Source organism: Vibrio sp. Scap24, assembly GCF_013394185.1.
Taxonomy (GTDB): domain Bacteria; phylum Pseudomonadota; class Gammaproteobacteria; order Enterobacterales; family Vibrionaceae; genus Vibrio; species Vibrio pomeroyi.
Genome location: NZ_CP041332.1, coordinates 1777024 through 1803389 on the forward strand (window position 1 = coordinate 1777024; position 26366 = coordinate 1803389).

Sequence of the window (26366 nt, forward strand, 5' to 3'; positions counted from 1 at the left end):
GACATCTGATTGGAGAATTACCTTCAGGATGCTGTCATTTGACCTCTAAAATGTCTAGAATTGAGCCAACAAGGTTTAAGCTGTTTCGGCACAGTTCAATATTTCGAGTGTATATGTCTGTATTACAAGTATTAACATTACCAGATGATCGTCTACGTACCGTGGCGAAACCGGTAAAAGAAGTTACCCCAGAGATTCAAAAGTTCGTTGATGACATGATTGAAACCATGTACGACGAAGAAGGTATCGGCCTTGCGGCAACGCAAGTAGATTTCCACCAACGCATCGTTGTTATCGATATTTCAGAGACGCGTGATGAGCCTATGGTTCTGATCAATCCTGAAATCACTGAAAAACGCGGCGAAGATGGTATCGAAGAAGGCTGCCTATCTGTACCAGGCGCTCGAGCTCTAGTACCTCGCGCTGCAGAAGTAACGGTAAAAGCATTAGACCGTGACGGCAACGAATTCACATTCGACGCTGATGACCTTCTGGCTATCTGTGTTCAGCACGAACTTGACCACCTAGAAGGCAAGTTGTTTGTTGATTACCTATCGCCACTAAAGCGTAAACGTATCCAAGATAAGCTAGCGAAAATTAAGCGTTTCAACGAGAAACAGGGTTAATCACCGCTGCTATTACTAAATTAGAAGGAAGCCTACCTTGAGTCAGTCTTTAAGAATTGTCTTCGCAGGTACTCCGGATTTCGCCGCCCGTCACTTGGCGGCGTTGTTGTCTTCGGAGCATGAAGTTATTGCTGTTTACACACAGCCAGATCGTCCAGCAGGCCGCGGTAAAAAACTGACTGCGAGCCCAGTAAAAAACATCGCACTTGAAAATAATATTCCGGTTTACCAACCAGAAAACTTCAAGTCAGATGAAGCTAAGCAAGAGCTAGCAGATTTGAATGCTGACATCATGGTTGTTGTAGCGTACGGCTTATTGCTTCCACAAGTGGTTTTAGATACACCTCGCTTAGGTTGTATCAACGTGCATGGCTCTATTCTACCGCGCTGGCGTGGTGCTGCTCCTATCCAACGCTCTATTTGGGCGGGTGATAAAGAGACAGGCGTAACGATCATGCAGATGGATATCGGCCTAGATACGGGTGACATGCTAAGCATCGCAACGCTACCAATTGAAGCGACAGATACCAGTGCTTCAATGTACGAAAAGCTAGCTGGCCTTGGCCCTGATGCGCTTGTTGAGTGTTTGTCTGACATCGCTTCTGGTAAAGCTGTAGCTGAAAAGCAAGACGACGAACTTGCTAACTACGCGAAGAAGCTAAGTAAAGAAGAAGCGCGTATCAACTGGAGTGATGACGCGGCTCATATTGAGCGCTGCGTTCGTGCTTTCAACCCATGGCCAATGAGCCACTTTGAAGCTGCGGAAAACAGCATCAAGGTATGGCAAAGCCGTGTGGCAGAGCAAACTTCGGATAAGCCTGCAGGTACTATTCTGCAAGCCGATAAAACGGGTATCTACGTAGCAACAGGACAAGGTGTACTTGTTCTTGAACAGCTGCAAGTGCCTGGTAAAAAAGCCATGTCAGTTCAGGATATCTTGAACTCTCGTGCAAGCTGGTTTGAAGTTGGAACTCAACTTTCTTAACCGCTTTTAAAGCTTGCCATAAGCGCAGCTTAGAAAACCTTTACGAGGGAAGAGATGCCCTCATGTATTCAAATAAATATTCGGTACCCCTCATGAATGTTCGCGCTGCTGCTGCAAATGTCCTATTCCAAGTTGTCGATAAAGGCCACTCTCTTTCACACGCTCTCCCAGCGGCCCAAAAAACGATCCGCCCGCGAGACCACGCTCTACTGCAAGAGATTTGCTACGGCGCACTTCGTTACCTGCCTCGTTTAGAGTCAATCGCTAACGAACTGATGGAAAACCCGCTTAAAGGTAAAAAGCGTGTATTCCACCACCTAATTTTGGTGGGCATTTACCAACTGAGCTTCATGCGTATTCCTTCGCACGCTGCCGTTGCTGAAACGGTTGAGGGTACTAAAACACTGCGCGGTCCAAGCCTAAGTGGTTTGATCAACGCGGTATTACGTAGCTACCTACGTGACCAAGAAGAGCTAGATGAAAAAGCGGTTAGCCACAATGCGGGCAAATACGGCCACCCAAGCTGGATTCTAAAAATGCTTCAAGAGAGCTACCCAGATCAATGGGAGCAACTGGTTGAAGCAAACAACAGCAAGGCACCAATGTGGTTGCGCGTAAACCGCCAACACCACACGCGTGACCAGTATGTTGAACTGCTTAAAAACGAAAACATTGAATACACACTGCACCCAGAAGCGGCGGATGCCATAAAATTGGCCGCACCTTGCGATGTGACTTTACTACCGGGCTTCGACAGAGGCTGGGTATCAGTACAAGACGCAGCGGCTCAGCTTTCTGTAGATTACCTAACACCAAAAGATGGTGAGCTAATCCTAGACTGTTGTGCAGCCCCAGGCGGTAAAACCGCACACATTCTTGAGCACACTAACGACACTGAAGTGGTTGCCATTGACTGTGATATTAAACGCCTAGACCGTGTTTACGATAACCTTGAACGCCTACAACTGCGTGCCGACGTAATTTGTGGCGATGCTCGCTACCCTGAAGAGTGGTGGATGGGCGATAAATTCGACCGTATCCTACTTGATGCGCCTTGTTCAGCGACCGGTGTAATCCGCCGTCACCCTGACATCAAGTGGCTACGTCGTGCATCTGATATTGATGCACTTGCGGAACTGCAAAGTGAGATCATGGATGCGATGTGGCGTCAGCTGAAAGAAGGCGGCACCATGGTTTACGCGACATGCTCTATCACACCGCAAGAGAACGTTCTGCAAGTGAAAGCTTTCCTAGAGCGTACCGAAAACGCAACGCTAGTTGGGTCTGATATCAAAAATCCGGGTCGTCAAATACTACCTGGTGAAGAAGATATGGATGGCTTCTACTACGCAGTTCTAGTAAAACAGGCATAACAACTAACAGCGGCTAAGAATTTATTTCTTAGCCGCTGTTTCTTTCTAGTGCATTATCGAAGCAAAATGCGCGCACTAGAATTACAACGGCAAAAATAAGAGAAAGGCTATGAAGATCATTATCCTAGGTGCTGGACAAGTAGGCGGTACCCTTGCTGAAAACCTAGTAGGTGAAAACAATGACATCACGATCGTCGACCGTAATGCCGACCGACTGCGTGAACTTCAAGACAAATACGACCTTAGGGTTGTAAACGGCTATGCCAGCCACCCGAACACACTACGTGAAGCGGGTGCACAAGATGCCGACATGTTGGTTGCCGTAACCAACATGGATGAAACCAACATGGCCGCATGTCAGGTTGCCTTCTCTCTTTTCAACACGCCAAACCGAATTGCCCGTATTCGTTCTCCAGAATATCTGGAAGAGAAAGAAGCGCTGTTCAAATCTGGTGCTATCCCTGTCGATCACCTGATCGCACCGGAAGAACTGGTCACCAGCTACATCGAACGTTTGATTCAATACCCAGGCGCACTACAAGTAGTAAGCTTTGCAGAACAGAAAGTAAGCCTAGTGGCGGTAAAAGCCTACTACGGTGGTCCACTGGTTGGTAATGCCCTGTCTGCTTTGCGTGAGCACATGCCACACATCGATACTCGTGTTGCGGCTATCTTCCGTCAAGGTCGCCCTATTCGCCCACAAGGTACCACCATCATTGAAGCCGATGATGAAGTGTTCTTTGTGGCGGCAAGTAACCATATCCGCTCAGTAATGAGTGAGCTGCAACGTCTAGAGAAACCGTACCGCCGAATCATGATTGTCGGTGGCGGTAACATTGGTGCAAGCTTGGCGAAACGCCTTGAGCAGAGCTACAGCATCAAGCTTATTGAGCGCAGTTACACTCGTGCCGAGAAGCTATCTGAAGAATTAGAAAACACCATAGTATTCTGTGGTGATGCAGCAGACCAAGAGCTGCTAACCGAAGAAAACATCGATCAGGTTGATGTGTTCATCGCCCTAACCAATGAAGATGAAACCAACATCATGTCTGCGATGCTGGCTAAGCGCATGGGTGCCAAGAAGGTAATGGTACTGATTCAACGTGGTGCTTACGTCGACCTTGTTCAGGGTGGTGTGATTGATATTGCTATCTCTCCACAACAAGCGACCATTTCTGCGCTGCTTACTCACGTTCGTCGTGCTGATATTGTAAACGTATCTTCACTACGTCGCGGCGCTGCAGAGGCTATCGAAGCGATTGCTCACGGTGACGAAACGACATCGAAAGTCGTTGGCCGAGCAATTGGCGACATCAAACTGCCACCGGGCACGACAATTGGTGCGATTGTTCGCGGAGAAGAGGTACTGATCGCCCACGATAGAACCGTGATCGAACAGGATGACCACGTAGTGATGTTCCTAGTGGACAAGAAATACGTACCTGATGTTGAGTCTCTATTCCAACCGAGCCCGTTCTTCTTATAGCCTTGTTCTCGCAAGCTTCTTCTCACAACCTTCTAATGTGAGAACGAAGCTCCGACACAAAGCGATGGTCTATTAAGCTATGGTCAACTTTCGTCCGATATTATTAGTGATAGGGTTAGTGTTATCAAAACTCGCCCTTTTCATGTACATCCCCACATTGGTTGCCTTCTTTACTGGCACCGGTGGCTTCCTCGAGTTTGGTCAATCGGTAGTGATTACGCACATTGTAGCGTTCATCTGCTTGAGTTTAGGCCGTTCAGCTAAGTTCCGACTTGGGGTGCGGGACATGTTCCTTATTACCTCTCTAGTGTGGACAATAGCCAGTGCCTTCGCCGCGCTGCCATTTGTGTTCATCAACCATATCAGCTTCACTGACGCCTACTTTGAAACCATGTCTGGTATTACTACGACAGGTTCCACGGTACTGAGTGGCTTAGATAGCATGGCACCAAGCATTCTGCTGTGGCGTTCAATCTTGCAGTGGCTCGGTGGCATCGGTTTCATCGTAATGGCGGTGGCGGTACTGCCAATGCTTAACGTCGGTGGTATGCGCCTGTTCCAAACTGAATCTTCCGATTGGTCAGATAAAAGCAGCCCGAGAGCAAAAACCGTCGCCAAAAACATCGTAGCTGTTTATCTGGTATTAACTGGCTTGTGCTTGGTGAGCTATCTGTTTGCAGGCATGAGCGTGTTTGATGCCATCAACCACTCATTCACCACGCTATCTACAGGCGGTTACTCAACCTCAGACGGCTCAATGAACCACTTCTCGAACAGCGCTCATTGGGTGGGCACCGTGTTCATGTTCTTAGGTGGCCTACCATTCCTACTCTTTGTTAGCGCACTGCGCGGTAGAAAGCTCTCTATCCTCTACAAAGATGCCCAAGTGAGAGGCTTCGCTTACCTGTTTTTATTCACCAGTGCGGTCATTTCAGCATGGCTAGTGGTGAAAGATGGCTACACCGTTTTGGATGCACTACGTGTTTCTATGTTCAACATTGTTTCTGTGGTCACCACTACAGGCTTTGGCTTGGAAGACTTCACAGCATGGGGCGCACTGCCTACCACTTTATTTGCCTTCCTGATGATGGCGGGTGCTTGTTCTGGTTCAACTTCTGGTGGTATCAAAATCTTCCGCTTCCAGATAGCGATGACTATGCTTCACAAACAGATGATGAAGCTGATTCACCCATCAGGCGTATTTGTTCAACGCTATAACCAACGACCTGTCAGCGACGACATCGTGCGTTCGTTGGTGGCGTTTGGTTTGATGTTCTTTATAACGATCATCTTAATCGCTGGCGGCTTGAGTGCGATGGGGTTAGACCCAATAACCAGTATATCTGGCGCTATCACTGCGGTAGCCAACGTTGGTCCGGGTATGGGCAGCGTGATTGGCCCGACGGGTAACTTCGCTCCTTTGCCAGACGCGGCTAAGTGGTTATTGAGCCTTGGTATGTTGATGGGAAGGCTTGAGATACTGACGCTGATCGTTCTATTCTTCCCAGCCTTCTGGCGACGCTAATTGCACGAATATTTAAGGAAACAGAGATGAAATCATACCTACTTATCGCAAGCGCACTGCTGAGCAGTTCAGCCTTCGCCGACCAAATGGTAACCCTTCAAGATGGAAAACAGATACTGCTGAAAGATGACTTTACTTGGCAGTACGTGGCACAGAAGCAAGCGGAAGAAGCATCAACAACATCAGAGATCGCTGTACCTGTCGCTGCCACTCCTATTGTAGCAGTCCCAGTGGCGACTAACGTGCGTGGTACAACGATTGTCGTTGATAGCAAAAAACCAAGTTTACAGCTATCTCAATCAGGGGTTGATGTAGTGCTAGGCGCGAGTCACTATGAAGGTGGTGAGCTGATTATCCCAACCGCGATTACCAACCAAAGCACACAAGCCGTGATCTTAGTGTCGGTAAAACTCGGCCTGTATTCAGCGAGCGGTGAATTGTTAGAAGAGAAAACCGTAGCCGTTTGGAAATCAATTAAGCGTATGGCAGATACCTACCTTCGACCAAAAACAGATGCCGAAGGTACTTCTATCAAACTAGCGGTTGAACAGCACCCTGAATACCAAATCAAAGCTGAAATCGTTGAAGTACTGACTCGCTAAACCGGAGTCACATACAGATAGATAGCGAAGAAATGGCAAGCGCAGCCCGCCAACACAAACAAGTGCCAGATGGCATGATTGTAAGGGATGTGTTTTGCCACGTAGAAAATCACACCCAGAGAATAAATCACACCACCGAGTGCTAGTAGCACCAAGCCACCCATCTCGATATTCATCGCCAGTTGATAAACCACAATCAGCGACAACCACCCCATCGCCAAGTAAGTCACCAATGACAAACGCTTAAATCGGTAGACGAAGGCAATCTTCATAATGATACCCACCAGCGCAATTCCCCAAATCACCGCCATCAAGCCCATCGCTAATGGTGTTCTTAAACTCACCAATAAAAATGGCGTGTAGCTGCCCGCGATCAGCAGGTAGATCGCACAGTGATCGAGGGTTTTCAGTAGGCGCTTAGTCTTTTCTGTGGTGATCGAGTGATAAAGCGTGGAAGCGAGAAAGAGTAGGATAATACTGCTGCCATATACCGCCATGCTCGCAATAGTCAGCATGTCGGCTTGATGGTCAAACGCACGAATCAGTAGCAGGATTAAACCAACCACGCCAAGCACAACACCCAAGCCATGGGTTATCGCATTGGCGCGTTCTTCGATGTCACTGTATTCGCTCGCCGATGATGCAGACATGATTATCCTACTAGAGTAAATGTTCGATTTGCCTAGTATTGCACATTAAGCTTACACGTGTAAGCTTAAATTTTTATGACATATTTTATGAAATTAACAACGCCTAAACTGTGTGATGAAGCTAAGGTATCTAAAGCTAAAGAACCAAATAGCTAACTAAGAAGCGTTGTCTAGATACTCAAGCACCATCTTGCCTGCATCTTGTGGTGAAGTATCCAATGGCACACTCAATTGGCGCTGTAGCTGGCCAATGCCTAACAAGCTCGCCAACATACCTTTTGCACCATCGCGATTACGGTCTATCTCAAACCACAACTTAAGCTCGGTTTCATCACGATGAGCCACCACTTCCAGTTCACGCCAGCGACCATGATATGGACCAGTGGTAGGGACAAACTCAAACTCTTGAACAAATGGCAGTTCAAAGCCCTCTACCGCTTCACACTCAACTTGGCGAATGCGTAGACCTTGAGCTTCTAGTTCATTAAAAATACCATCGAGAAGTGCATCTGGGCGAACCGTTAAAATATCCTTATCCGATGGGTCAATCGCCATCGCAATGTCTAATCCGGTTTCAAGCCATACTTTTGAATCACCGATCGTCACTGGGGTATTCAACGGAACATCAAATTCGCACTCGAAATCACGGGTTTCACCCGGCTGAATAACAAAGGCATACGGCAGGCTCCATTTGGCCAACGAGTATGTCTGGTGCATTCGACGTTTTTGACCACCCTCTTGTCTCTGCGAGTTCATGGTGACTTCTTTGACATAACGACAGCACAGATTGAGATCGATGTTGTCGATCTCCTGCGGCTGAGCGCCACCATACACGTGCACAATAATGCTCGCCTTTTGCCCTGGATAAAGCACTTCCTGTTGCAATACAGAATCCACCTTGGCAGACCCAATACCAAAACTTGCTAACGTTTTCTTTAAGAACGACATATGCACCTCCTTTAAAGCATCATCTTAAGCCTGAAAGAGGTTCAAACTCAAATATACTGCTCACACTATTTTAGCTCTAATATCGTCTATTTATCACTCAGGCGTCGATCGATAAGTTAGATAGTGATAATCTAAGCCTTGATATGCATGCATATCATTATCCTGATTTATTATTCGGATTGGCGAAAGCCAGACGAGCGACTCTTCAAGAAATTGAGGCGGACCTCATGGTAAATCAGGCCATTAGATTGGCAATGGATATGCCTGACCGTTAGGTAAATGAATGCGCCCAACAGCTGTCAGGTTCTCGCACACCAACCGTAGTGCGATGCGTCGTCGTAGTGGCTTTGTTGCTGCTCCAACGGCAAAGAAATTGGCTCCAACAATGACTTTAGTTGAGAAGACTGCTTTATTAGCACCGACTACAACAAAAGTAATTAAAGCCGCTTAACAAAAAGCGCAGTTTTTACTGCGCTTTTTTCTTGCCTATTTCCCTGCTCGAAATGAGTTTACACATTGGTATTCCCCACCCGATTTGATACCTTAGCCACAAATCATTATAAAATTTGTGGAGAATAAAGTATGAAGTGTCACCGCATTGAAGAGCTGCTTGAACTGATGGAGCCTGAGTGGCAGAAAGATCAAGAGCTTAACTTGTTAGAGTTCATCATCAAGCTATCAAAAGAAGCCGGCTACGAAGGTAAACTTGAAGAACTGACTGACGATGTTCTTATCTATCACCTAAAAATGCGCAACAGCGAGAAAGATGAAATGATCCCAGGTCTTAAAAAAGACCAAGAAGATGATTTCAAAACCGCAATTCTAAAAGCGCGCGGCATCCTATAATTACCTCAATGCTCAACAGCGTAATTGCCGTATAGATAAAATACTCAATTTTAAAAAGCGACCACTCGGTCGCTTTTTTGTTTCTGTTCGCTATTTTTTCGTCACAACTGTTATGACTTTTGTTGTTAAAGGTTGATAGCGTTAAAGAAATGAGAACAAGATTGTCGCTATAATCGCCACCCATAAGAATCTTCTAAAATAATAAGAGTAAGTGCGATATCAACTGACGCATCAAGCTCAATTTCTACAGGTTCTCTAAACCACACTTTAAAGTAATGTCGTCTTGCTCGATTTAACCGAGCAAACCAGCCACAAAAAGGATAGTCCATGAGTCAGGATAAAATCGATATCAAAGATGTGACTCCTAAAACCTTTAACCCGAAAACACATAAAGGTAATGGAGATCGATTTAACCCAAGTAACCGAATCTACGTTCGAGAAAGCAAAGGTAAATTCCAACAATTACGCCGTTACGGTGGTTGGTTCTTACTTTTACTTTTTGCACTTATTCCGTGGATCCCATTTGGTGAGCGACAAGCGATCTTGCTCGATATCGGCAGCCAACAGTTCAACTTCTTTGGCACAACCTTATACCCACAAGATCTGACCCTGCTCGCGATCCTCTTCATGATTGCAGCGTTCGGCCTGTTTTTTATCACCACCTTTTTAGGTCGTGTCTGGTGTGGTTACCTTTGTCCTCAAACCGTGTGGACCTTCATGTACATCTGGTTTGAAGAGAAACTTGAAGGCGCGGCTAACAAGCGAAGAAAACAAGATTCCGGAAAACTGACCACCAATCTAATGGTCAGAAAAACCCTCAAACACATTGCATGGTGGGCGATTGCCATTGCGACCGGCTTAACTTTTGTTGGCTACTTCATCCCAATCAAAGAGTTAGTGGTTGGCTTCTTTACCTTTAATTCATCGTTCTGGCCTGTGTTCTGGGTATTGTTCTTTGCAGGCTGTACCTACGCGAATGCGGGTTGGATGCGCTCGATTGTGTGTCTGCACATGTGTCCTTACGCTCGCTTCCAATCTGCGATGTTTGATAAAGACACCTTCATCGTTGGTTATGACACTGAGCGTGGTGAGAGCCGTGGTCCTCGTTCTCGTAAGGCCGATCCAAAAGAGCTTGGCTTAGGCGACTGTATTGACTGTAACCTGTGTGTTCAAGTGTGCCCGACAGGGATTGATATCCGTGATGGTCTGCAATACGAGTGTATCAACTGTGGCGCGTGTATTGATGCTTGTGACAACACCATGGAGCGTATGGGTTATGAGAAAGGCCTGATCAACTACACCACAGAACATAGGCTTGAAGGGCATTCAACTAAGGTAATGCGTCCGAAATTACTAGGTTATGGGGCGATCTTAGTTCTTATGCTAGGTCTGTTCTTCGTGCAGATCGCGAGTGTTGATCCTGCGGGTCTGAGCGTACTTCGCGATAGAAACCAGCTGTTCAGAATCAACAACCAAGGGCTGGTTGAAAACACCTACACCCTAAAAGTGATCAACAAAACGCAACAAGAACAAGAATACAAACTCGATGTCAGCGGGCTACCTGGTTCTATCTGGTACGGTAAGCAAACCATCACTGTCGATCCGGGCGAGGTTTTGAACCTACCTATCAGTTTAGGTGCTGACCCTGAAAAACTGAGCTCACCAGTTTCGACAATTCAGTTTATACTCTCGGATAATGAAGAGTTTACGATGGAAGTAGAAAGCCGCTTTATCAAGAAACTCTGATACTAATCACTCACGATTGGTACAACACCCAATAAATGGAAAAAGGCTCAGTAATGAGCCTTTTTTATTATATGACGATGCAAGCCTTTAACTTTGATAACCTGACCCCTGACTTCATGTGGTACGCACTGGAGAGTATTGGGGTGCGTGCTGAATCCGGGCTTCTCGCTCTCAACAGTTACGAAAACCGGGTCTATCAATTCACAGATGAAGACCGTAAACGCTACGTCGTTAAATTTTATCGCCCACAGCGTTGGAACAAAGAGCAAATCCAAGAAGAACACGACTTCGCACTAGAGCTGATCGAGCAGGAAATGCCAGTCGCTCCACCAATGCGCGTCAACGGTGAAACCCTGCATGAATACCAAGGTTACCTATTTGCGTTGTTCGAAAGCGTTGGCGGTCGACAATATGAAGTGGATAACCTAGACCAACTAGAAGGTGTCGGACGTTTCCTAGGCCGAATTCACAAAGCGAGTGCAGGAAGAACCTTCCAACATCGCCCAACCATCAGCCTAGATGAATATCTGTATCAACCACGTAAGATATTAGAAAACTCTCAGTTTATCCCGGCTCACCTAGAGAACGCGTTCTTCAATGACGTCGACCTTCTGATTAAAGAGTTAGAGAGCCAATGGCCGAGCAATATTGAGAACATCCGCCTGCATGGCGATTGCCACCCAGGCAATATTCTGTGGCGCGACGGGCCGATGTTCGTTGATCTTGATGACGCACGTAATGGCCCTGCAATACAAGATCTATGGATGCTGCTCAACGGTGAACGCCAAGATAAGCTAATGCAACTCGATATTCTGCTAGAGAGTTATCAAGAGTTTTGCGATTTTAATACCTCGCAACTGAAACTAATCGAACCACTACGCGGTCTACGTATGGTGCATTACATGGCATGGTTAGCGAAGCGATGGCACGACCCGGCGTTTCCTTTGGCCTTCCCGTGGTTTAATGATCCGAAATATTGGGAGCAACAAGTACTTGCTTGTAAAGAGCAAATTGCTACCCTGCAAGAGCCACCACTTTCGTTAATGCCTCAGTGGTAACCGCAATCGCAACATACAACTAGATAAAAATTCAAACATAATGGAGATTGGATAAATGAAAAAGCTATTCGCATTTTTCTCATTGATCATGTTGAGCCTTTCAGCTCACGCTGCGAAATTTAACGAAGGTGAGCACTACAAAGTTCTCGATCTAGAAGCATCAAAGAAGCCAGTAGTGACAGAGTTCTTCTCTTTCTACTGCCCTCACTGTAATAGCTTTGAGCCTATCATCCAGCAGCTAAAACAACAGCTACCTGCGGACGCTAAACTACAGAAGAACCACGTTTCATTCATGGGTGGCAACATGGGCCTGCCAATGAGCAAGGCTTACGCGACCATGATTGCACTGAAAGTTGAAGACAAGATGGTGCCAGTGATGTTTAACCGCATTCACAACATGAACAAGCCACCACGTGATGAAGCAGAACTACGTCAAATCTTCCTAGACGAAGGTGTTGATGCTAAGAAATTTGATGCGGCATACAATGGCTTTGCGGTAGATTCAATGGTTCGTCGTTTCGACAAAGCATTCAAAGACAGCGGCCTTTCAGGTGTACCAGCTGTAGTAGTGAACAACCGCTACCTAGTAGAAGCACAAGGCATCAACAGCCTAGACGAATACTTTGAATTGGTTAACTTCCTACTGAAGAAGTAAAAAACAATCAAAAAACCATAATAAGGAAGCTTCGGCTTCCTTTTTTATGCCTGACGTTTTTTAATCATCTTCAGTAAACACATAATTTTTAGCTCGCAATACGGTTCTACTTCCCATTTATCTAATAAACCTTTATAAGGTGCGCGATAAAGTGAACCTTTAGATTATGTTGTTTTCTATAACTTTTTATTAACAGCTATTTATTGCTACCACTCACCGGGGCAAGGAGCCTCTGAATGAAAATCAAATATACGTTATTAGTACTGAGCGTTGCCGCAGCACCTGCTTTTGCCAAGCTTGCTGATGAAGCAGGTTTCAGTGGTGAAATCTCTATCAACACCGGTTTGACTTCTTCAACCTCAAACTTTAATACCGATGCTGACAGCACTATTTCATCTAATGATCAGAAGGCTTCTTCGGAAAGCTCATTTCTGATTGCTCCTTTAGGTAGCGTTGCGTACACCTTCGGCGAGAAATTGAACCATCAGGTTTACACAGGTACTGCGCGTGATGACGTGGCGACGGGTACCGTGGTACTTGAAGTGGGTTACAAATACCAACTTGAATCTGGCATGGTGATCGATGCTTCTATTCTGCCAACCATTATGTCTGGTGAGACTTGGGCAAACCCTTACGCAGTAGGTATTGCTCGAAGTGAAACGGACGAAACAGGTAATGCGTTCCGTCTAAAGCTAGATAGCATTGCTGGCTCTGCGTTCTCTGTCGATATGGCTTTCGCGACTAGAGATGTAGAAAATGATCTGGTTGAGGACGCACTAAAGCGTGATGCGGATACCTTCTACCTGAAAGGTCAGTACCGCCAACCGATTAGCCGTACCATGATGCTGGTTCCGTCTTTGATCTATCAATCAACAGACGCTAAAGGCGATGCAGAATCATTCGAACAGTTTGGTGGTGAGGTCAGCTTATTTGGTGGTATGGGTCGTCACCAGTACGCACTAACAGCGGGTTACAGCCAGCGCTCTTACGATGCGAGCAGCATGACTTTTCAAAAGAAGCGCAGCGACGACAACATCAATCTATTCGCCGCGTATGAATATGACCAATTCATGGAATGGGAAAACTGGTCGTTTGTTGCTCTTGCCGGTTACGGAACTAGCGAATCAAACATTACCTTCTACGATGAATCACAATACATCGCTTCAGTTGGCTTGAACTACAAGTTCTAATCACTGCTTACTCATGCAACCAACCTGAATAACGAAAGCCTGCATCATTGCAGGCTTTTTTCCGCTAGCTCACTACACCGCTTGAGCCGTAAGTTGTTTCAGCAATCTATCCATCGCTCGGTAACCCAGCGCTTCCGATAAATGCTTCTTCTCAATCTGTTCATTACCATCCAGGTCAGCGATGGTGCGTGCCACCTTGATAATTCGATGATAAGCACGAATCGATAAACCCAATCGATGTAGCGCGGTTTCGAGAAACTCCGCATCTTCGCGTCGCAGTGGGCAGTACTTCTCAATTTCTCGACTACCAAGTAGTGCATTCGATTTATGGTTCCTAGACAACATCAACTGACGCGCTTGTTTGACCCTTTGCTTTACCACTTGAGTGGTTTCACCACGATCGCCACCTTCAGCCAACATTCCTTTGGGAAGCAAGGGGATCTCCAATGACATATCGAACCGATCAAGCAATGGCCCAGACAATCGATTGAGATAGCGCAAAATGATCTGCGGATTAGCGCGTGCTTGATTGCCTTCGTAATAACCAGTCGGACTTGGATTCAAGGCGCCGACCAACTGAAAGCGCGCAGGAAAACGAGTCTTACCTGCCACTCGTGAAATAATAATCTCACCCGACTCTAACGGCTCGCGCAGTGAATCAAGCACTTTGCGCTCAAACTCCGGCATCTCATCCAGAAACAGTAATCCGTTATGCGCCAGAGAGATCTCACCGGGGCGAGGTACTGAACCGCCACCGACCAATGCTGCCATCGAGCTCGAATGGTGAGGCGAACGAAATGGCCTCTGCTTCCAGTTGTATTGATTGATCTCTTGCTGCGTTAATGAAGCGACCGACGCGGTCTCCATCGCTTCGTCATCACTCATTTCAGGTAACAAATCACGCAACCGAGATGCCAACATGGTCTTGCCCGTTCCGGGAGGACCAAGGAACAATAAGTTATGGTTGCCAGCTGCTGCGATTTCCAACGCTCGCTTACCTTGCTGCTGACCAATAATATCTTGCAAGTCACGATGCTCAGAAACATCAACTTGATGTTGCTCTGTCCGATACAAACCAAGCTGAGCCTGACCACACATGTCCGCACAAACTTCTAACAGGGTTTGTGCCGACTTATGCGCTCCCTTACCGACTAACGCGGCCTGATCTCCGTTATGATGTGGTACCACCAAGCAACGTTCGACGTTATCAGCGGCGAGTGTTGCGGGCAGTACACCTTTCACTGAGCGTAGTTCTCCCGACAGTGCCAATTCACCGATAAATTCATGTTGAGCTATTTTAGATGTGGGTAGCTGATCGGATGCCACCAAGATCCCTAGTGCGATTGGCAGGTCAAAACGGCCGCCCTCTTTGGGTAAATCTGCAGGAGCAAGGTTGACCGTGATTCTTTTCGAGGGAAATTCAAAGCGAGAGTTGATGATGGCACTTCTTACTCTGTCTTTGGATTCCTTGACCGTCGTTTCAGGCAAACCCACCAGCGTAAAACCGGGCATTCCGTTGCTTATATGGACCTCAACGGTCACTTCTGGCGCCTCTACACCCACACTTGCTCGGCTATGAATTATCGCGAGTCCCATAACTTTCCTTTGTCTTTGATTTAAAAGTATTCGCTCTGGATATTCATTGCTCACCAAAGCGATAAGGTTGTTATATAGCTTGGTGGAATGGTGTTTTAATGTGAAAAAAGAATGACATTTTCCTTGTCAGGCAACAGATTTGTGTGATAACACTAGAGATGTAGACATTTACTGAACACAATAAACGAGAAAACTCGAATTATATGAACTTTAACGCTCGCATTTACGCACTGATTAACCTGATTATCGTGGTCATTATTAAGACTGCGCGGGGGCGAGTGGGAAAAAAGTAACCACGAATTAGAAAAAACCCCCGCACTGACAAGTCCGGGGGTTTTTTCTAATTTGAATAATCGATTTTTATATTTTTGAGCATTTTCGGCTTTGCCGATTTACAGGAAGAATGGGAGCACACGATGTGCAGAGACAAAGGAAACAGTTACCAAAACACAGGTAATACGGGAGAATTCCGATGAAAGGCGCAGAACTAGTCGTATCCGCACTCAAGCAACAAGGAATTGAAACCGTATTTGGTTACCCAGGTGGTGCCATCATGCCAATCTACGATGCACTTTATGACGGCGGAGTTGAGCATATCCTATGTCGTCATGAGCAAGGCGCAGCTATGGCCGCGATCGGTATGGCTCGTGCAACACAAGATGTCGCTGTTTGTATGGCAACCTCAGGACCAGGTGCAACTAACCTAGTCACTGGCCTTGCCGATGCCTTTATGGATTCAATCCCACTGGTTGCTATCACAGGTCAGGTTGCAAGTTCCCACATTGGTACCGATGCATTCCAAGAGATGGATGTGATTGGTATGTCTCTGTCATGTACCAAGCACAGTTACCTAGTGACCGACATTGAAGAATTGGCACCAACCTTAGCTGAAGCCTTTGTAGTCGCGAAATCTGGCCGCCCGGGTCCGGTTATCGTCGATATCGCTAAAGATGTTCAACTAGCAGAAGCTCCTGTTAAAAACCTCCCAGAATTTACTCCACCAGCTATTCCTGTTGCGACAACCGACGCCATTGAACAGGCACAGTACTTTTTGTCTCAAGCAACCCGTCCTGTTTTATACGTAGGTGGTGGTGTTCAACTTGCTAAAGCGACCGATGCTGTTCGTGAGTTCTTACGCCTTAACCCTATGCCTGCGGTAAGTACACTGAAAGGCTTGGGTACCATCGAACGTGATGACCCACACTACCTTGGCATGCTAGGCATGCACGGCACCAAAGCCGCTAACCTAGTGGTTCAAGAGAGTGACCTACTGATTGTTGTTGGCGCTCGTTTCGATGATCGAGTAACCGGTAAGCTTGATACCTTTGCACCACACGCAAAGGTTATCCATATCGATATCGATGCCGCTGAGTTCAGTAAATTGCGTCTTGCTAATGCGCCAATTCGTGGTGACATCAACAAGATCATGCCTCAATTAGAGCTAAGCCAAGATATCTCATCTTGGGTTCACCACTCTGAAGGCCTTCGTAGCTCATTCAAATGGCGCTACGACCACCCAGGCGATCTGATCTTTGCTCCGCTACTGTTGAAGCAACTGTCAGACATGATGCCAGCAAGTTCTATTGTTTCGACCGATGTTGGCCAACACCAAATGTGGGCAGCTCAACACATTCAGCCTCGCGATCCACAGAACTTCATCACCTCTGCCGGTTTAGGCACCATGGGCTTTGGCTTACCAGCCGCTATGGGTGCTTCGGTTGGACGTCCTGATGACCAATCTATTCTTATCTCTGGTGATGGCTCGTTCATGATGAACGTGCAAGAGCTTGGCACGCTGAAACGCCGCCAAATCCCAGTGAAGATGGTGCTTCTAAACAACTCTCGCTTAGGCATGGTTCGCCAATGGCAATCACTGTTCTTTGATGGCCGCCACAGTGAAACCATCTTAGATGACAACCCAGACTTCGTAATGCTAGCAAAAGCCTTCGATATCCCGGGTAAAACCATCACGCGCAAAGAAGAAGTAGAGCCAGCACTGAAAGAGATGCTAGAAAGCAAAACTGCTTACCTACTTCATGTTCTTATCGATGAAGAAGAGAACGTATGGCCACTAGTACCGCCAGGTGCTTCAAACAGTGAGATGTTGGAGAACACATAACATGAAAAGATACCTATTAGACATCAAAGCCGATGATAAGCCTGTACTACTAGAGCGTGTTCTTCGTGTTATCCGCCACCGTGGCTTTATTGTTAAGCAAGTTGCGGGCACTCAAAACCACGAAAGCAAAGTGGCGAGTGTTGAGATCATTGTAGACAGTGACCGTCCGATCTCTTTCTTGGTCAATCAAATCGAAAAGCTGTGGGATGTACGTACCGTTGACGTTATCTCTATCAGTCGTAATGAATTGCCAAACAACAACTTACAACAAAAGATAAACGCATAAGGAACCGCAAACATGACAGCTAAAACGGCAGACTATATTTGGTTTAACGGTGAGATGGTTCCTTGGGCAGAGGCGAACGTTCACGTCCTGACTCACGCAATGCACTACGGTACTTCTGTATTTGAAGGTGTTCGTTGCTACAACACACCAAAGGGTCCGGTGATTTTCCGTCACCCTGAGCACGCTAAGCGCCTAAAAGATTCAGCAAAAATCTACCGCTTCCCGATTCCTTACACAGAGGAAGAAATTATGGAAGCGACTCGCGAAACGCTACGTCAAAATAAGCTAGAGTCAGCGTACATCCGCCCACTAGGCTTTGTCGGCAACGTGGGGTTGGGTGTATGCCCTCCAGAAAACACTGAAATGGAACTGATCATCGCTGCTTTCCCTTGGGGCTCTTACCTAGGTGAAGAAGCACTAGAGAACGGCGTAGACGCAATGATCTCAAGCTGGAACCGTGCAGCTCCAAACACCATCCCAACCGCTGCTAAAGCCGGTGGCAACTACCTATCTTCACTGCTAGTTGGTGGTGAAGCTCGTCGTCATGGTTACGATGAAGGTATCGCACTAAGTGTTGATGGTTATCTTTCTGAAGGCGCAGGTGAAAACATCTTTGTAGTGCGTAATGGCGTGCTATCGACACCACCAGCGACCAGTGCAATTCTGCCGGGCATCACTCGTGATTCGATCATGACACTAGCAAAAGACATGGGTTGTGAGATCCGTGAAGAGAACATTGCTCGTGAAGCACTATACCTTGCTGATGAAGTCTTCATGACTGGCACAGCAGCGGAAATCGTTCCGGTTCGCAGCGTAGACAAAATTACAGTAGGTGAAGGCAAACGCGGCCCTATCACTGAAAAAGTTCAAGCGGCTTACTTTGGTTTATTCAATGGCACCACTGAAGATAAATGGGGCTGGTTAGATTACGTTTATCCAGAAAACCACGCTTCAGCTAACCAAACACAATCAACTAAGTAAGCAACAGCCAAGTATTTATAAGGATTTAAGCAATGCCAATCTATCGTTCAGCAACAACTACCCACGGACGCAACATGGCTGGTGCGCGCGCTTTATGGCGTGCAACTGGCGTTAAAGATGATGACTTCGGTAAGCCAATCATCGCGGTTGTAAACTCTTTCACCCAATTCGTACCAGGCCACGTTCACCTTAAAGACATGGGTCAATTGGTTGCAGGTGAAATCGAGAAAGCGGGCGGTATCGCTAAAGAATTCAACACCATCGCAGTGGATGATGGTATCGCAATGGGTCACGGTGGCATGCTGTACTCACTGCCATCACGTGAGCTGATCGCAGACTCAGTAGAGTACATGGTGAATGCGCACTGTGCGGATGCGATGGTGTGTATCTCTAACTGTGACAAAATCACTCCAGGAATGATGATGGCTGCTATGCGCCTAAACATCCCAGTGATCTTTGTTTCTGGCGGCCCAATGGAGGCGGGTAAAACTAAGCTTTCAGATCAGATCATCAAGCTAGACCTTGTTGACGCAATGATTCAAGGTGCCGATCCAACGATTTCAGATGAGCAGAGTGAGCAAGTAGAACGTTCTGCGTGTCCGACATGTGGCTCTTGTTCAGGCATGTTCACGGCTAACTCAATGAACTGTCTAACTGAAGCGCTTGGCCTGTCTCAGCCAGGTAACGGCTCTATGCTAGCAACGCACGCTGACCGTGAAGAGCTATTCATCAATGCTGGTAAGCGCATCGTTGATCTCACCAAGCGTTACTACGAGCAAGATGACGAATCAGCACTGCCTCGTAACATCGCAAACCGCGCAGCATTTGAAAACGCGATGGCGCTGGATATCGCGATGGGCGGTTCTAGTAACACCGTTCTCCACCTATTGGCTTCTGCTCAAGAAGGTGAGATTGATTTTGATATGGGTGATATCGACGAGATGTCTCGCCGCGTTCCACACCTATGTAAGGTTGCGCCTTCAACGCCTAAGTACCACATGGAAGACGTTCACCGCGCTGGTGGTGTAATGGCTATCCTAGGTGAACTAGATCGTGCAGGCCTACTGAACAACCAGACTCGCACAGTACTTGGTCTAAGCATGCAAGAGCAACTAGCTCAATACGACATCATGCAGACAGAAGACGAAGCAGTGCTTAAGTTCTTCCGTGCTGGTCCTGCAGGCATTCGTACTACCAAAGCATTCTCACAAGATTGCCGTTGGGATCGTCTTGATGACGACCGCAAAGAAGGTTGTATCCGCACCAAAGAGAACGCATTCAGCCAAGAAGGCGGCCTAGCAGTTCTTTCGGGCAACATCGCCGTTGATGGCTGTATCGTTAAGACAGCAGGCGTTGATGAAGAAAACCTGAAATTCCAAGGCCCAGCTATCGTATTTGAAAGCCAAGATAGTGCTGTTGATGGCATCTTAGGCGGCCAAGTAAAAGCGGGCGAAGTGGTTGTGATTCGTTACGAAGGTCCTAAGGGTGGTCCGGGCATGCAAGAGATGCTTTACCCAACCACTTACCTAAAATCAATGGGTCTAGGCAAGTCTTGTGCACTACTAACAGATGGTCGTTTCTCTGGTGGTACTTCGGGTCTGTCTATCGGTCACGCTTCTCCAGAAGCAGCAAGTGGCGGTGTGATTGGTCTAGTAAACACTGGCGACATCATCACTATCGACATCCCTAGCCGTTCTATCACACTTGATGTGCCTGAAGCTGAACTTGAAGCGCGTCGTGTTAAGCAAGATGCACTAGGCTGGAAACCAGAAAACCGTCAGCGTGAAGTGTCGTTCGCACTGAAAGCTTACGCAAGCATGGCAACCAGTGCCGACAAAGGCGCCGTGCGTGATAAGTCTAAGCTAGAGGGCTAGTCTATGAGTGATGACACGGTCAGTCCCGTAAAACAAACTGGCGCAGATTACCTGCGTCAGATCCTGAGAGCACCAGTTTACGAAGCGGCAATCGTGACGCCTCTGCAAGAGATGCCTCGCTTAAGTGCTCGTATTGGTAATCAGGTTCAGCTAAAGCGTGAAGACCGTCAACCGGTCCACTCGTTCAAGCTACGTGGTGCCTACAACATGGTATCAAGCCTTTCAGAGCAACAGAAAGCTGCCGGTGTGATTGCTGCATCGGCGGGTAACCATGCTCAAGGTATGGCGCTGTCCGGTTCTAAACTTGGTATTCAAACCACGATTGTAATGCCAAAAACCACTCCAGACATCAAGGTTGATGCAGTACGTGGCTTTGGCGGCAACGTGGTTCTGCACGGCAGTAACTTTGATGAAGCTAAAGCTGAAGCAGAACGTCTTTCAGCTGAGCACGGCTACACCTTTGTGCCTCCATTCGATCACCCATTGGTGATCGCTGGTCAAGGCACCATGGGTATGGAGATGCTTCAGCAAAATGGTCACATGGATTACATCTTTGTGCCTGTTGGTGGTGGTGGCTTAGCTGCCGGTGTTGCTGTGCTGGTTAAACAGCTGATGCCAGAAATCAAAGTCATCGCGGTTGAACCAGAAGACTCATCTTGCTTGAAAGCGGCACTGGATGCCGGTGAACCAGTGGTTCTTGATCAAGTCAGTATGTTTGCCGATGGCGTTGCGGTTAAGCGCATTGGTGAAGAGACGTTCCGCCTATGCCAGCAGTACATCGATGGTCACATTGCCGTGTCTAGCGATGAGATCTGCTCGGCGGTGAAAGACATCTTTGAAGATACTCGTGCGATTGCTGAACCTTCGGGAGCGCTTGCTCTGGCTGGCTTGAAAAAGTTTGCTGAGCAGAACCAACTGCAAGGCAAGCAACTGGCGACGGTACTGTCTGGTGCTAACACCAACTTCCACGGTCTGCGCTATGTGTCTGAACGTTGTGAACTAGGTGAGAAACGCGAAGGTTTGCTTGCGGTGACTATCCCTGAGCGACAAGGTGCGTTCCTAGAGTTCTGCAATATTATTGGCGGCCGAGCGGTGACGGAGTTTAACTACCGCCACAATGACGAAAGCCTAGCGAATATCTTCGTTGGTGTACGTCTGCAAGGTGGTCAAGAAGAGCTTGAGCACATCATCAATGACCTACGTGAGGGTGGCTATCCAGTCGTCGACCTTTCTGATGATGAGATGGCAAAACTGCACATTCGCTATATGATTGGCGGCAAACCATCAAAACCATTGAAAGAACGCCTATACAGCTTTGAGTTTCCGGAATACCCAGGTGCCTTGATTAAGTTCCTTGATACCTTAGGTACCCACTGGAACATCAGCCTGTTCAACTATCGTAACCACGGTGCCGATTATGGTCGAGTGTTATGTGGCTTCGAACTTGGCGATGATGATTTGGCCCAGTTCTCTACCCACCTAAGAGAGCTTGGTTATCAATGTAAAGATGAAACCAATAACCCTTCTTACAAGTTCTTCTTGTCGTAAGAGCTAAACAATCGAAACAAAAAGAGCGAGTTTTTACTCGCTCTTTTTTGGTGCCCATTCAGGCCAACACCCAAAAGCTCCCTTTCAAATAGATCATTAGATCGCCTTGCGATGATCCAACCAATCTTGATGAAGTTGTTCACTTGATCCTAGGTACTTCACCATCCATTCGATCAACTTATGGTTGTCATCTTTTCGCCAGACCAAACAGCAATGACTCTGCGGGCTTGGTTCTGGCAAGATTTTTTCCACTAGCAAACCTTGTTCAATAATAGGCGCAGCAATATGCCTTGGCATGTAACCCACTCCAACACCGTTCTTGAGGCACTCAATCGCACTGTACCAGTTAGGCAACAATAAGCGCCTTTGGTTGCCATAGTGGCCAGTGTGGCGTTTAGGCAGCACACTAGAGGTATCATCTAAACAGATTGCAGGAAACTGACTCACGAACTCTTCATTGAGATTTTGCTCTCGCACACACGGATGACTTGGCGACATCACAAACGCCCAATCTAAGCGTCCCATGTCTTTCACCTCAAAGTCACCACCCACTGGAATCGCAGAGGTTGCACCAATCACGATGTCCGCCCTGCCCTGTGCAATCGCTTCCCATGAGCCGTTGAACACCTCCATGTTGATCTGAAGTTCGGCAAACTCAAACGTTTGATAGAACTCTTCAATCATCGGCTTCATCTTGTCGAGCTTCACCACGTTATCGAGCGTGAGACGCAAGGTTTTCTTCCAGCCACGAGCAGCTCGTCGCGTCTGTGCGCTAACCTCTTCCATTTGTCTGAGCAGAGCACGCGCCTCTTCAATGAACAGTTCACCTGCAGGCGTTAGCTCTACCTTTCTAGGTAAACGTCTGAAAAGTAAAACATCCAATTCTTGCTCAACCTGCCTAACACCATAGCTGATCGCCGAGGGCACTTTGTGCAATTGCTCCGCAGCAGCAGTAAAGCTACCTAAGCGGGCAACCGTATCGAGCATTTCTAAAGAGGATTTAGAGAACATAAGCCTTCAAATTTTTTGATTGATAACCACATATTTTAGCGTTTTATTTTATCAGTTCTGAAAAATAGAATGTCAGCATAAATAAACAGGGGCTTTAACTTCTGTCTATCAAACAATTTTTTTGATGATAAATACATCACTACTTTTAGCTTAATGGCATCTTATGAATATTTCTAAATTTCAATTGGTCTACCTTGCAGTGCTTTCAATGCTTGGTTTTATTGCGACCGATATGTACCTTCCTGCATTTAAGGCGATGGAGATTGATTTCGCAACCGGTCCAGAGCAGATCGCGCTGTCGCTAACGGTATTCCTTGGTGGTATGGCAATGGGCCAGCTTCTTTGGGGTCTGGCGAGTGACAAATTCGGTCACCGCAATACGCTAGCGGTTGGTCTTGTTATCTTTACTGCAGCTTCATTCGGCTTAGCATTCAGCACCGAGGTATGGCACCTACTAACACTACGCTTCATTCAAGCGATCGGTGTATGTGCTCCAGCGGTAATTTGGCAAGCAATGGTGATTAAGCGTTACTCTCAAAGCAGCAGCCAACAAATTTTTGCAACCATCATGCCTTTGGTTGCCCTATCTCCAGCATTAGCACCTCAACTTGGTGTACTACTGGCAGACAACTTCGGCTGGCACAGTATCTTCATCACGTTAACGCTGATGGGTGCACTGCTGGTCGCAACAACGATGGCTCAACCGAAAGAAGCGCCAGAAGTAAAACAAACATCGATTAAGACAGACATCAAGATGTTGCTTAAATCAAAGCCTTACATGGGCAATGTATTGATGTTTGCATCAGCTTCAGCAGCATTCTTCGCTTACCTAACGGGTATGCCAGAGATCATGGCTCAGCTAGGTTATGAAGCAAAAGACATCGGCTTAAGCTTTATCCCACAAACGATCGCTTTCATGGCAGGTGGCTACTTCGGTAAGCAAGCAGTGAAGAAGTATGGTGATGGCGTTGTACTAAGAAACCTTATCGGTTTGTTCAGCGTAGCTGCGATGCTTATCTTCATCGCATCACAGTGGGAACTAACATCAATCTGGCCACTACTAGCACCTTTCTGTTTGATTGCAGTAGCGAATGGCGCACTTTACCCAATCGTAGTAAATCGCGCCCTATCGAGCGCGAAACAGAGCCCTGCAACAGCGGCAGGCCTACAGAACAGTCTACAAATCAGCATCAGTGGCCTATCAAGTGCATTGGTAGCGGCAATGGCGAGCCAAGCACTGAGTGCAACGGGTATCGCGGTTGTGATTTGTTTGGGCGCGTTGTGGGTTGGCTACATTATTTCGAACAAAGAGCTGTCTGAGCATTTCGCAACACCAGATAACTCTCGAGTAGTGGCAGACGAGAAACAAGACTAGTTCCTCGTTTAGCGCAAACAAAAAAGAGCGAGATTACTCGCTCTTTTTTATATATAAATTTCACTTCTACTTACTTAGCGGCGACTTCCCCATCGACCATTTCTAACACAGGTGCTTTATGGCGGCTGTATTCATCATAGTTAACCACTCGGCTACGACCCATATCTTTGGCCATGTAGAGCGCGTTATCGGCCATCTTAACCAGAGATTCGGTATCAGAAGCTGGCTTAGGATATGTCGCCACACCAATTGAAACTCCAAGCTGCCCTAGCGATAGGCCTTTGTGCTCAAGATGCATAGAACGCACAGCATCACACAGCGTTTGACCAAACTCGGTCGCTTGCTGCATGGTGTAATGCGGAAGCAACACAGCTAACTCTTCACCACCCAATCGACATGCGATCTCATCTTCACTCACACTCTGTTTAAGTAGCGCACTGATCTCTTTCAACACGAAATCACCTGCATCATGACCAAAGTTGTCATTGAAGCGTTTGAAGTGATCCAAATCGAGCATCAATAGCGATAATGGTTGTTCGCTGGTGGCCGAATTCATCGAATGCTCTTCCAGTTTTTGCTCGAAGAAGCGACGGTTGAACAGTCCTGTAAGTGGATCGCTTAATGCTTGTGAGCGAAGCTTCTCTTGTAGGCTCAAGTTAGCCAATGCCAAGCCTAGATGCTCTGAAACACTGAAAGCCAATTGCTCGGTAATCGGGTCAATCTTGATATCACCGACACCAAAGTACAGATGCATGATGCCTATGGTGTTACCGTGAGCAGTTAATGGGATACAAAGAGTTTGGTTGTTTTCCATTTCATGCATGTGACCACAGGTTAGAGAGTGGAAATCATCATTCGATTGATGAGCACGCCCCTTGCGCAGAGACCAACACTCTTCCGGTGCAAAGCTCGCACTTCCTGGCCAAGTATCCCCCCAATCAAGCTGAGTGATCAGCTGGTTACGCGATGCGCGCATCAGAGAGACACTGCCGTTCACGTTACCAAGGATTCGCGGCAAAATATCAGAAACAATCTGCTGTGCCTCGACCATGTTATTACACGCTGCAAGCATGTTCGCTAAGCGGTGCATCAGTTCAATTTCATGGGTTCTTTGGCGAATACGTTCGTCTTGTTTCTTCTGTTCTTCTTCAACTTTATGAACAATCTGGCGGTTACTCACATAAGAAGTACCGATTAAGAAGCTCAAACTCAGCACCACCATCCCGATCAGAATGCCCATCAATTGGAAGTTCATCTGTTTAAGTTGGTGCATCGGAGAAGAGATGACAATAACGAAGCTGTTATCGTTTATCGTTTCTTTGTGGGAGTAATAGATGCGATCGACAGAGGTAACGGTACTAAAGCGTACATCACTGCCAAGCCCGCTCTTCAGAGCTTGTTGAAACTCGGGGCGATCACTGTGGTTTTCAACACCCGCGAGTGCATGGTCAGACAAATCGGTATCACCAATCACAACACCGTCGAGGTTAATGACCTGAATTCTTAATCGTGTATTGGCTTGCGTCAGGTTGCCAATGTAATCATCAACATTCACGCCGCCCGTAAACAAACTACTGTCTTCACGTATTTCATAAACGACATCAGACATCAACGACACTAAGTGGCTACGTTCGTTCTCTACCACTAACTTTTCCAGGGTGATGTAGAAGCCATATAAGCCCACCAGCATTGAAAAAGATAAAATAACGATTGGCAGGGTCTGCCATTTTTTATCGACGAGTCTCACGGTATGTTCACTTCCATTTTACAGAACCACTGCCCGAATAGTAACAATCTTCCTACAAAATACAATTAGGAAATAGATTATTTTTTTGTCAGTAAATGATGACAAAAAAGCCAGCAACGTAAGTTGCTGGCTTTCACAA

At 46.9% G+C, this 26366-nt stretch carries 23 protein-coding genes; 18 read left to right on the top strand and 5 right to left on the bottom strand.

Annotated features, from left to right (window positions below):
• Positions 1-113 precede the first annotated feature (113 nt).
• The 6 genes from def to FLM53_RS07820 all read left to right on the top strand — a co-directional run bounded on the left by def (position 114) and on the right by FLM53_RS07820 (position 6597).
• Entirely contained in the window at positions 114-626 is a 513-nt protein-coding gene (def, locus tag FLM53_RS07795; RefSeq protein ID WP_017058772.1) for a peptide deformylase, read from the top strand.
• Positions 627-663: 37 nt separating this feature from the next.
• Positions 664-1611, top strand: coding sequence for a methionyl-tRNA formyltransferase (gene fmt / locus FLM53_RS07800; RefSeq protein WP_123326566.1), 948 nt, complete (start codon positions 664-666; stop codon positions 1609-1611).
• 92 nt (positions 1612-1703) lie between these two features.
• Positions 1704-2984, top strand: coding sequence for a 16S rRNA (cytosine(967)-C(5))-methyltransferase RsmB (rsmB, locus tag FLM53_RS07805; protein ID WP_176680635.1), 1281 nt, complete (start codon positions 1704-1706; stop codon positions 2982-2984).
• 109 nt (positions 2985-3093) lie between these two features.
• Complete coding sequence (gene trkA / locus FLM53_RS07810; RefSeq protein ID WP_004739332.1) at positions 3094-4470, top strand: Trk system potassium transporter TrkA; 1377 nt, start codon at positions 3094-3096, stop codon at positions 4468-4470.
• A gap of 79 nt (positions 4471-4549) precedes the next feature.
• On the top strand, positions 4550-5995 hold the full coding sequence (locus FLM53_RS07815) for a TrkH family potassium uptake protein (RefSeq protein ID WP_176680636.1): 1446 nt from the start codon (positions 4550-4552) through the stop codon (positions 5993-5995).
• A gap of 26 nt (positions 5996-6021) precedes the next feature.
• Positions 6022-6597, top strand: a complete 576-nt coding sequence (locus FLM53_RS07820) for a DUF3157 family protein (RefSeq protein ID WP_176680637.1) — start codon at positions 6022-6024, stop codon at positions 6595-6597.
• Here the strand turns inward: FLM53_RS07820 and FLM53_RS07825 are convergent.
• The gene (locus tag FLM53_RS07825; protein ID WP_176680638.1) at positions 6594-7247 is read right to left on the bottom strand and encodes a hemolysin III family protein; all 654 of its coding nucleotides are present in this window, start codon (positions 7245-7247) and stop codon (positions 6594-6596) included. The two genes, FLM53_RS07820 and FLM53_RS07825, sit on opposite strands and share 4 nt — an antisense overlap.
• Positions 7248-7403: 156 nt before the next feature.
• Positions 7404-8195, bottom strand: a complete 792-nt coding sequence (locus tag FLM53_RS07830) for a sporulation protein (protein ID WP_029405285.1) — start codon at positions 8193-8195, stop codon at positions 7404-7406.
• Between the two features lie 283 nt (positions 8196-8478).
• Between FLM53_RS07830 and FLM53_RS07835 the strand changes: the two genes are divergently transcribed.
• From FLM53_RS07835 to FLM53_RS07865, 6 genes are all read left to right on the top strand, one after another.
• Positions 8479-8646, top strand: coding sequence for a hypothetical protein (locus tag FLM53_RS07835; RefSeq protein ID WP_004739323.1), 168 nt, complete (start codon positions 8479-8481; stop codon positions 8644-8646).
• A gap of 131 nt (positions 8647-8777) precedes the next feature.
• The gene (locus FLM53_RS07840; RefSeq protein WP_010433308.1) at positions 8778-9041 is read left to right on the top strand and encodes a YihD family protein; all 264 of its coding nucleotides are present in this window, start codon (positions 8778-8780) and stop codon (positions 9039-9041) included.
• 327 nt (positions 9042-9368) lie between these two features.
• Complete coding sequence (gene ccoG / locus FLM53_RS07850) at positions 9369-10787, top strand: cytochrome c oxidase accessory protein CcoG (RefSeq protein WP_176680640.1); 1419 nt, start codon at positions 9369-9371, stop codon at positions 10785-10787.
• A 71-nt stretch (positions 10788-10858) separates the two neighbouring features.
• Complete coding sequence (locus FLM53_RS07855; protein ID WP_176680932.1) at positions 10859-11845, top strand: serine/threonine protein kinase; 987 nt, start codon at positions 10859-10861, stop codon at positions 11843-11845.
• 55 nt (positions 11846-11900) lie between these two features.
• The gene (locus FLM53_RS07860) at positions 11901-12500 is read left to right on the top strand and encodes a thiol:disulfide interchange protein DsbA/DsbL (protein WP_176680641.1); all 600 of its coding nucleotides are present in this window, start codon (positions 11901-11903) and stop codon (positions 12498-12500) included.
• Positions 12501-12736: 236 nt separating this feature from the next.
• On the top strand, positions 12737-13690 hold the full coding sequence (locus tag FLM53_RS07865) for a DUF2860 domain-containing protein (protein ID WP_176680642.1): 954 nt from the start codon (positions 12737-12739) through the stop codon (positions 13688-13690).
• A gap of 72 nt (positions 13691-13762) precedes the next feature.
• Here FLM53_RS07865 and FLM53_RS07870 read toward each other — a convergent pair whose 3' ends face one another.
• Positions 13763-15286, bottom strand: coding sequence for a YifB family Mg chelatase-like AAA ATPase (locus FLM53_RS07870; RefSeq protein WP_176680643.1), 1524 nt, complete (start codon positions 15284-15286; stop codon positions 13763-13765).
• A gap of 472 nt (positions 15287-15758) precedes the next feature.
• On the opposite strand from FLM53_RS07870, the gene ilvG reads away from it, so the two are divergent.
• From ilvG to ilvA, 5 genes are read left to right on the top strand one after another with little or no spacing between them, the layout of a single operon-like run.
• Complete coding sequence (gene ilvG, locus FLM53_RS07875) at positions 15759-17405, top strand: acetolactate synthase 2 catalytic subunit (RefSeq protein WP_176680644.1); 1647 nt, start codon at positions 15759-15761, stop codon at positions 17403-17405.
• A gap of 1 nt (position 17406) precedes the next feature.
• Complete coding sequence (gene ilvM, locus FLM53_RS07880; protein ID WP_017055442.1) at positions 17407-17691, top strand: acetolactate synthase 2 small subunit; 285 nt, start codon at positions 17407-17409, stop codon at positions 17689-17691.
• Positions 17692-17703: 12 nt separating this feature from the next.
• Positions 17704-18672, top strand: coding sequence for a branched-chain amino acid transaminase (locus FLM53_RS07885; RefSeq protein ID WP_176680645.1), 969 nt, complete (start codon positions 17704-17706; stop codon positions 18670-18672).
• Between the two features lie 32 nt (positions 18673-18704).
• Complete coding sequence (ilvD, locus tag FLM53_RS07890) at positions 18705-20546, top strand: dihydroxy-acid dehydratase (protein WP_176680646.1); 1842 nt, start codon at positions 18705-18707, stop codon at positions 20544-20546.
• A 3-nt stretch (positions 20547-20549) separates the two neighbouring features.
• Positions 20550-22094: a threonine ammonia-lyase, biosynthetic gene (gene ilvA, locus FLM53_RS07895; protein ID WP_176680647.1), complete on the top strand. Its 1545-nt coding sequence runs from the start codon at positions 20550-20552 to the stop codon at positions 22092-22094.
• Between the two features lie 96 nt (positions 22095-22190).
• Here ilvA and punR read toward each other — a convergent pair whose 3' ends face one another.
• Positions 22191-23105, bottom strand: a complete 915-nt coding sequence (punR, locus tag FLM53_RS07900; protein ID WP_048657821.1) for a DNA-binding transcriptional activator PunR — start codon at positions 23103-23105, stop codon at positions 22191-22193.
• Between the two features lie 163 nt (positions 23106-23268).
• Here punR and punC point away from each other — a divergent pair, with 163 nt between their 5' ends.
• On the top strand, positions 23269-24480 hold the full coding sequence (punC, locus tag FLM53_RS07905) for a purine nucleoside transporter PunC (protein ID WP_176680648.1): 1212 nt from the start codon (positions 23269-23271) through the stop codon (positions 24478-24480).
• Between the two features lie 70 nt (positions 24481-24550).
• Here punC and FLM53_RS07910 read toward each other — a convergent pair whose 3' ends face one another.
• Positions 24551-26170: a diguanylate cyclase gene (locus FLM53_RS07910; RefSeq protein ID WP_176680933.1), complete on the bottom strand. Its 1620-nt coding sequence runs from the start codon at positions 26168-26170 to the stop codon at positions 24551-24553.
• Between the last annotated feature and the right edge of the window lie 196 nt (positions 26171-26366).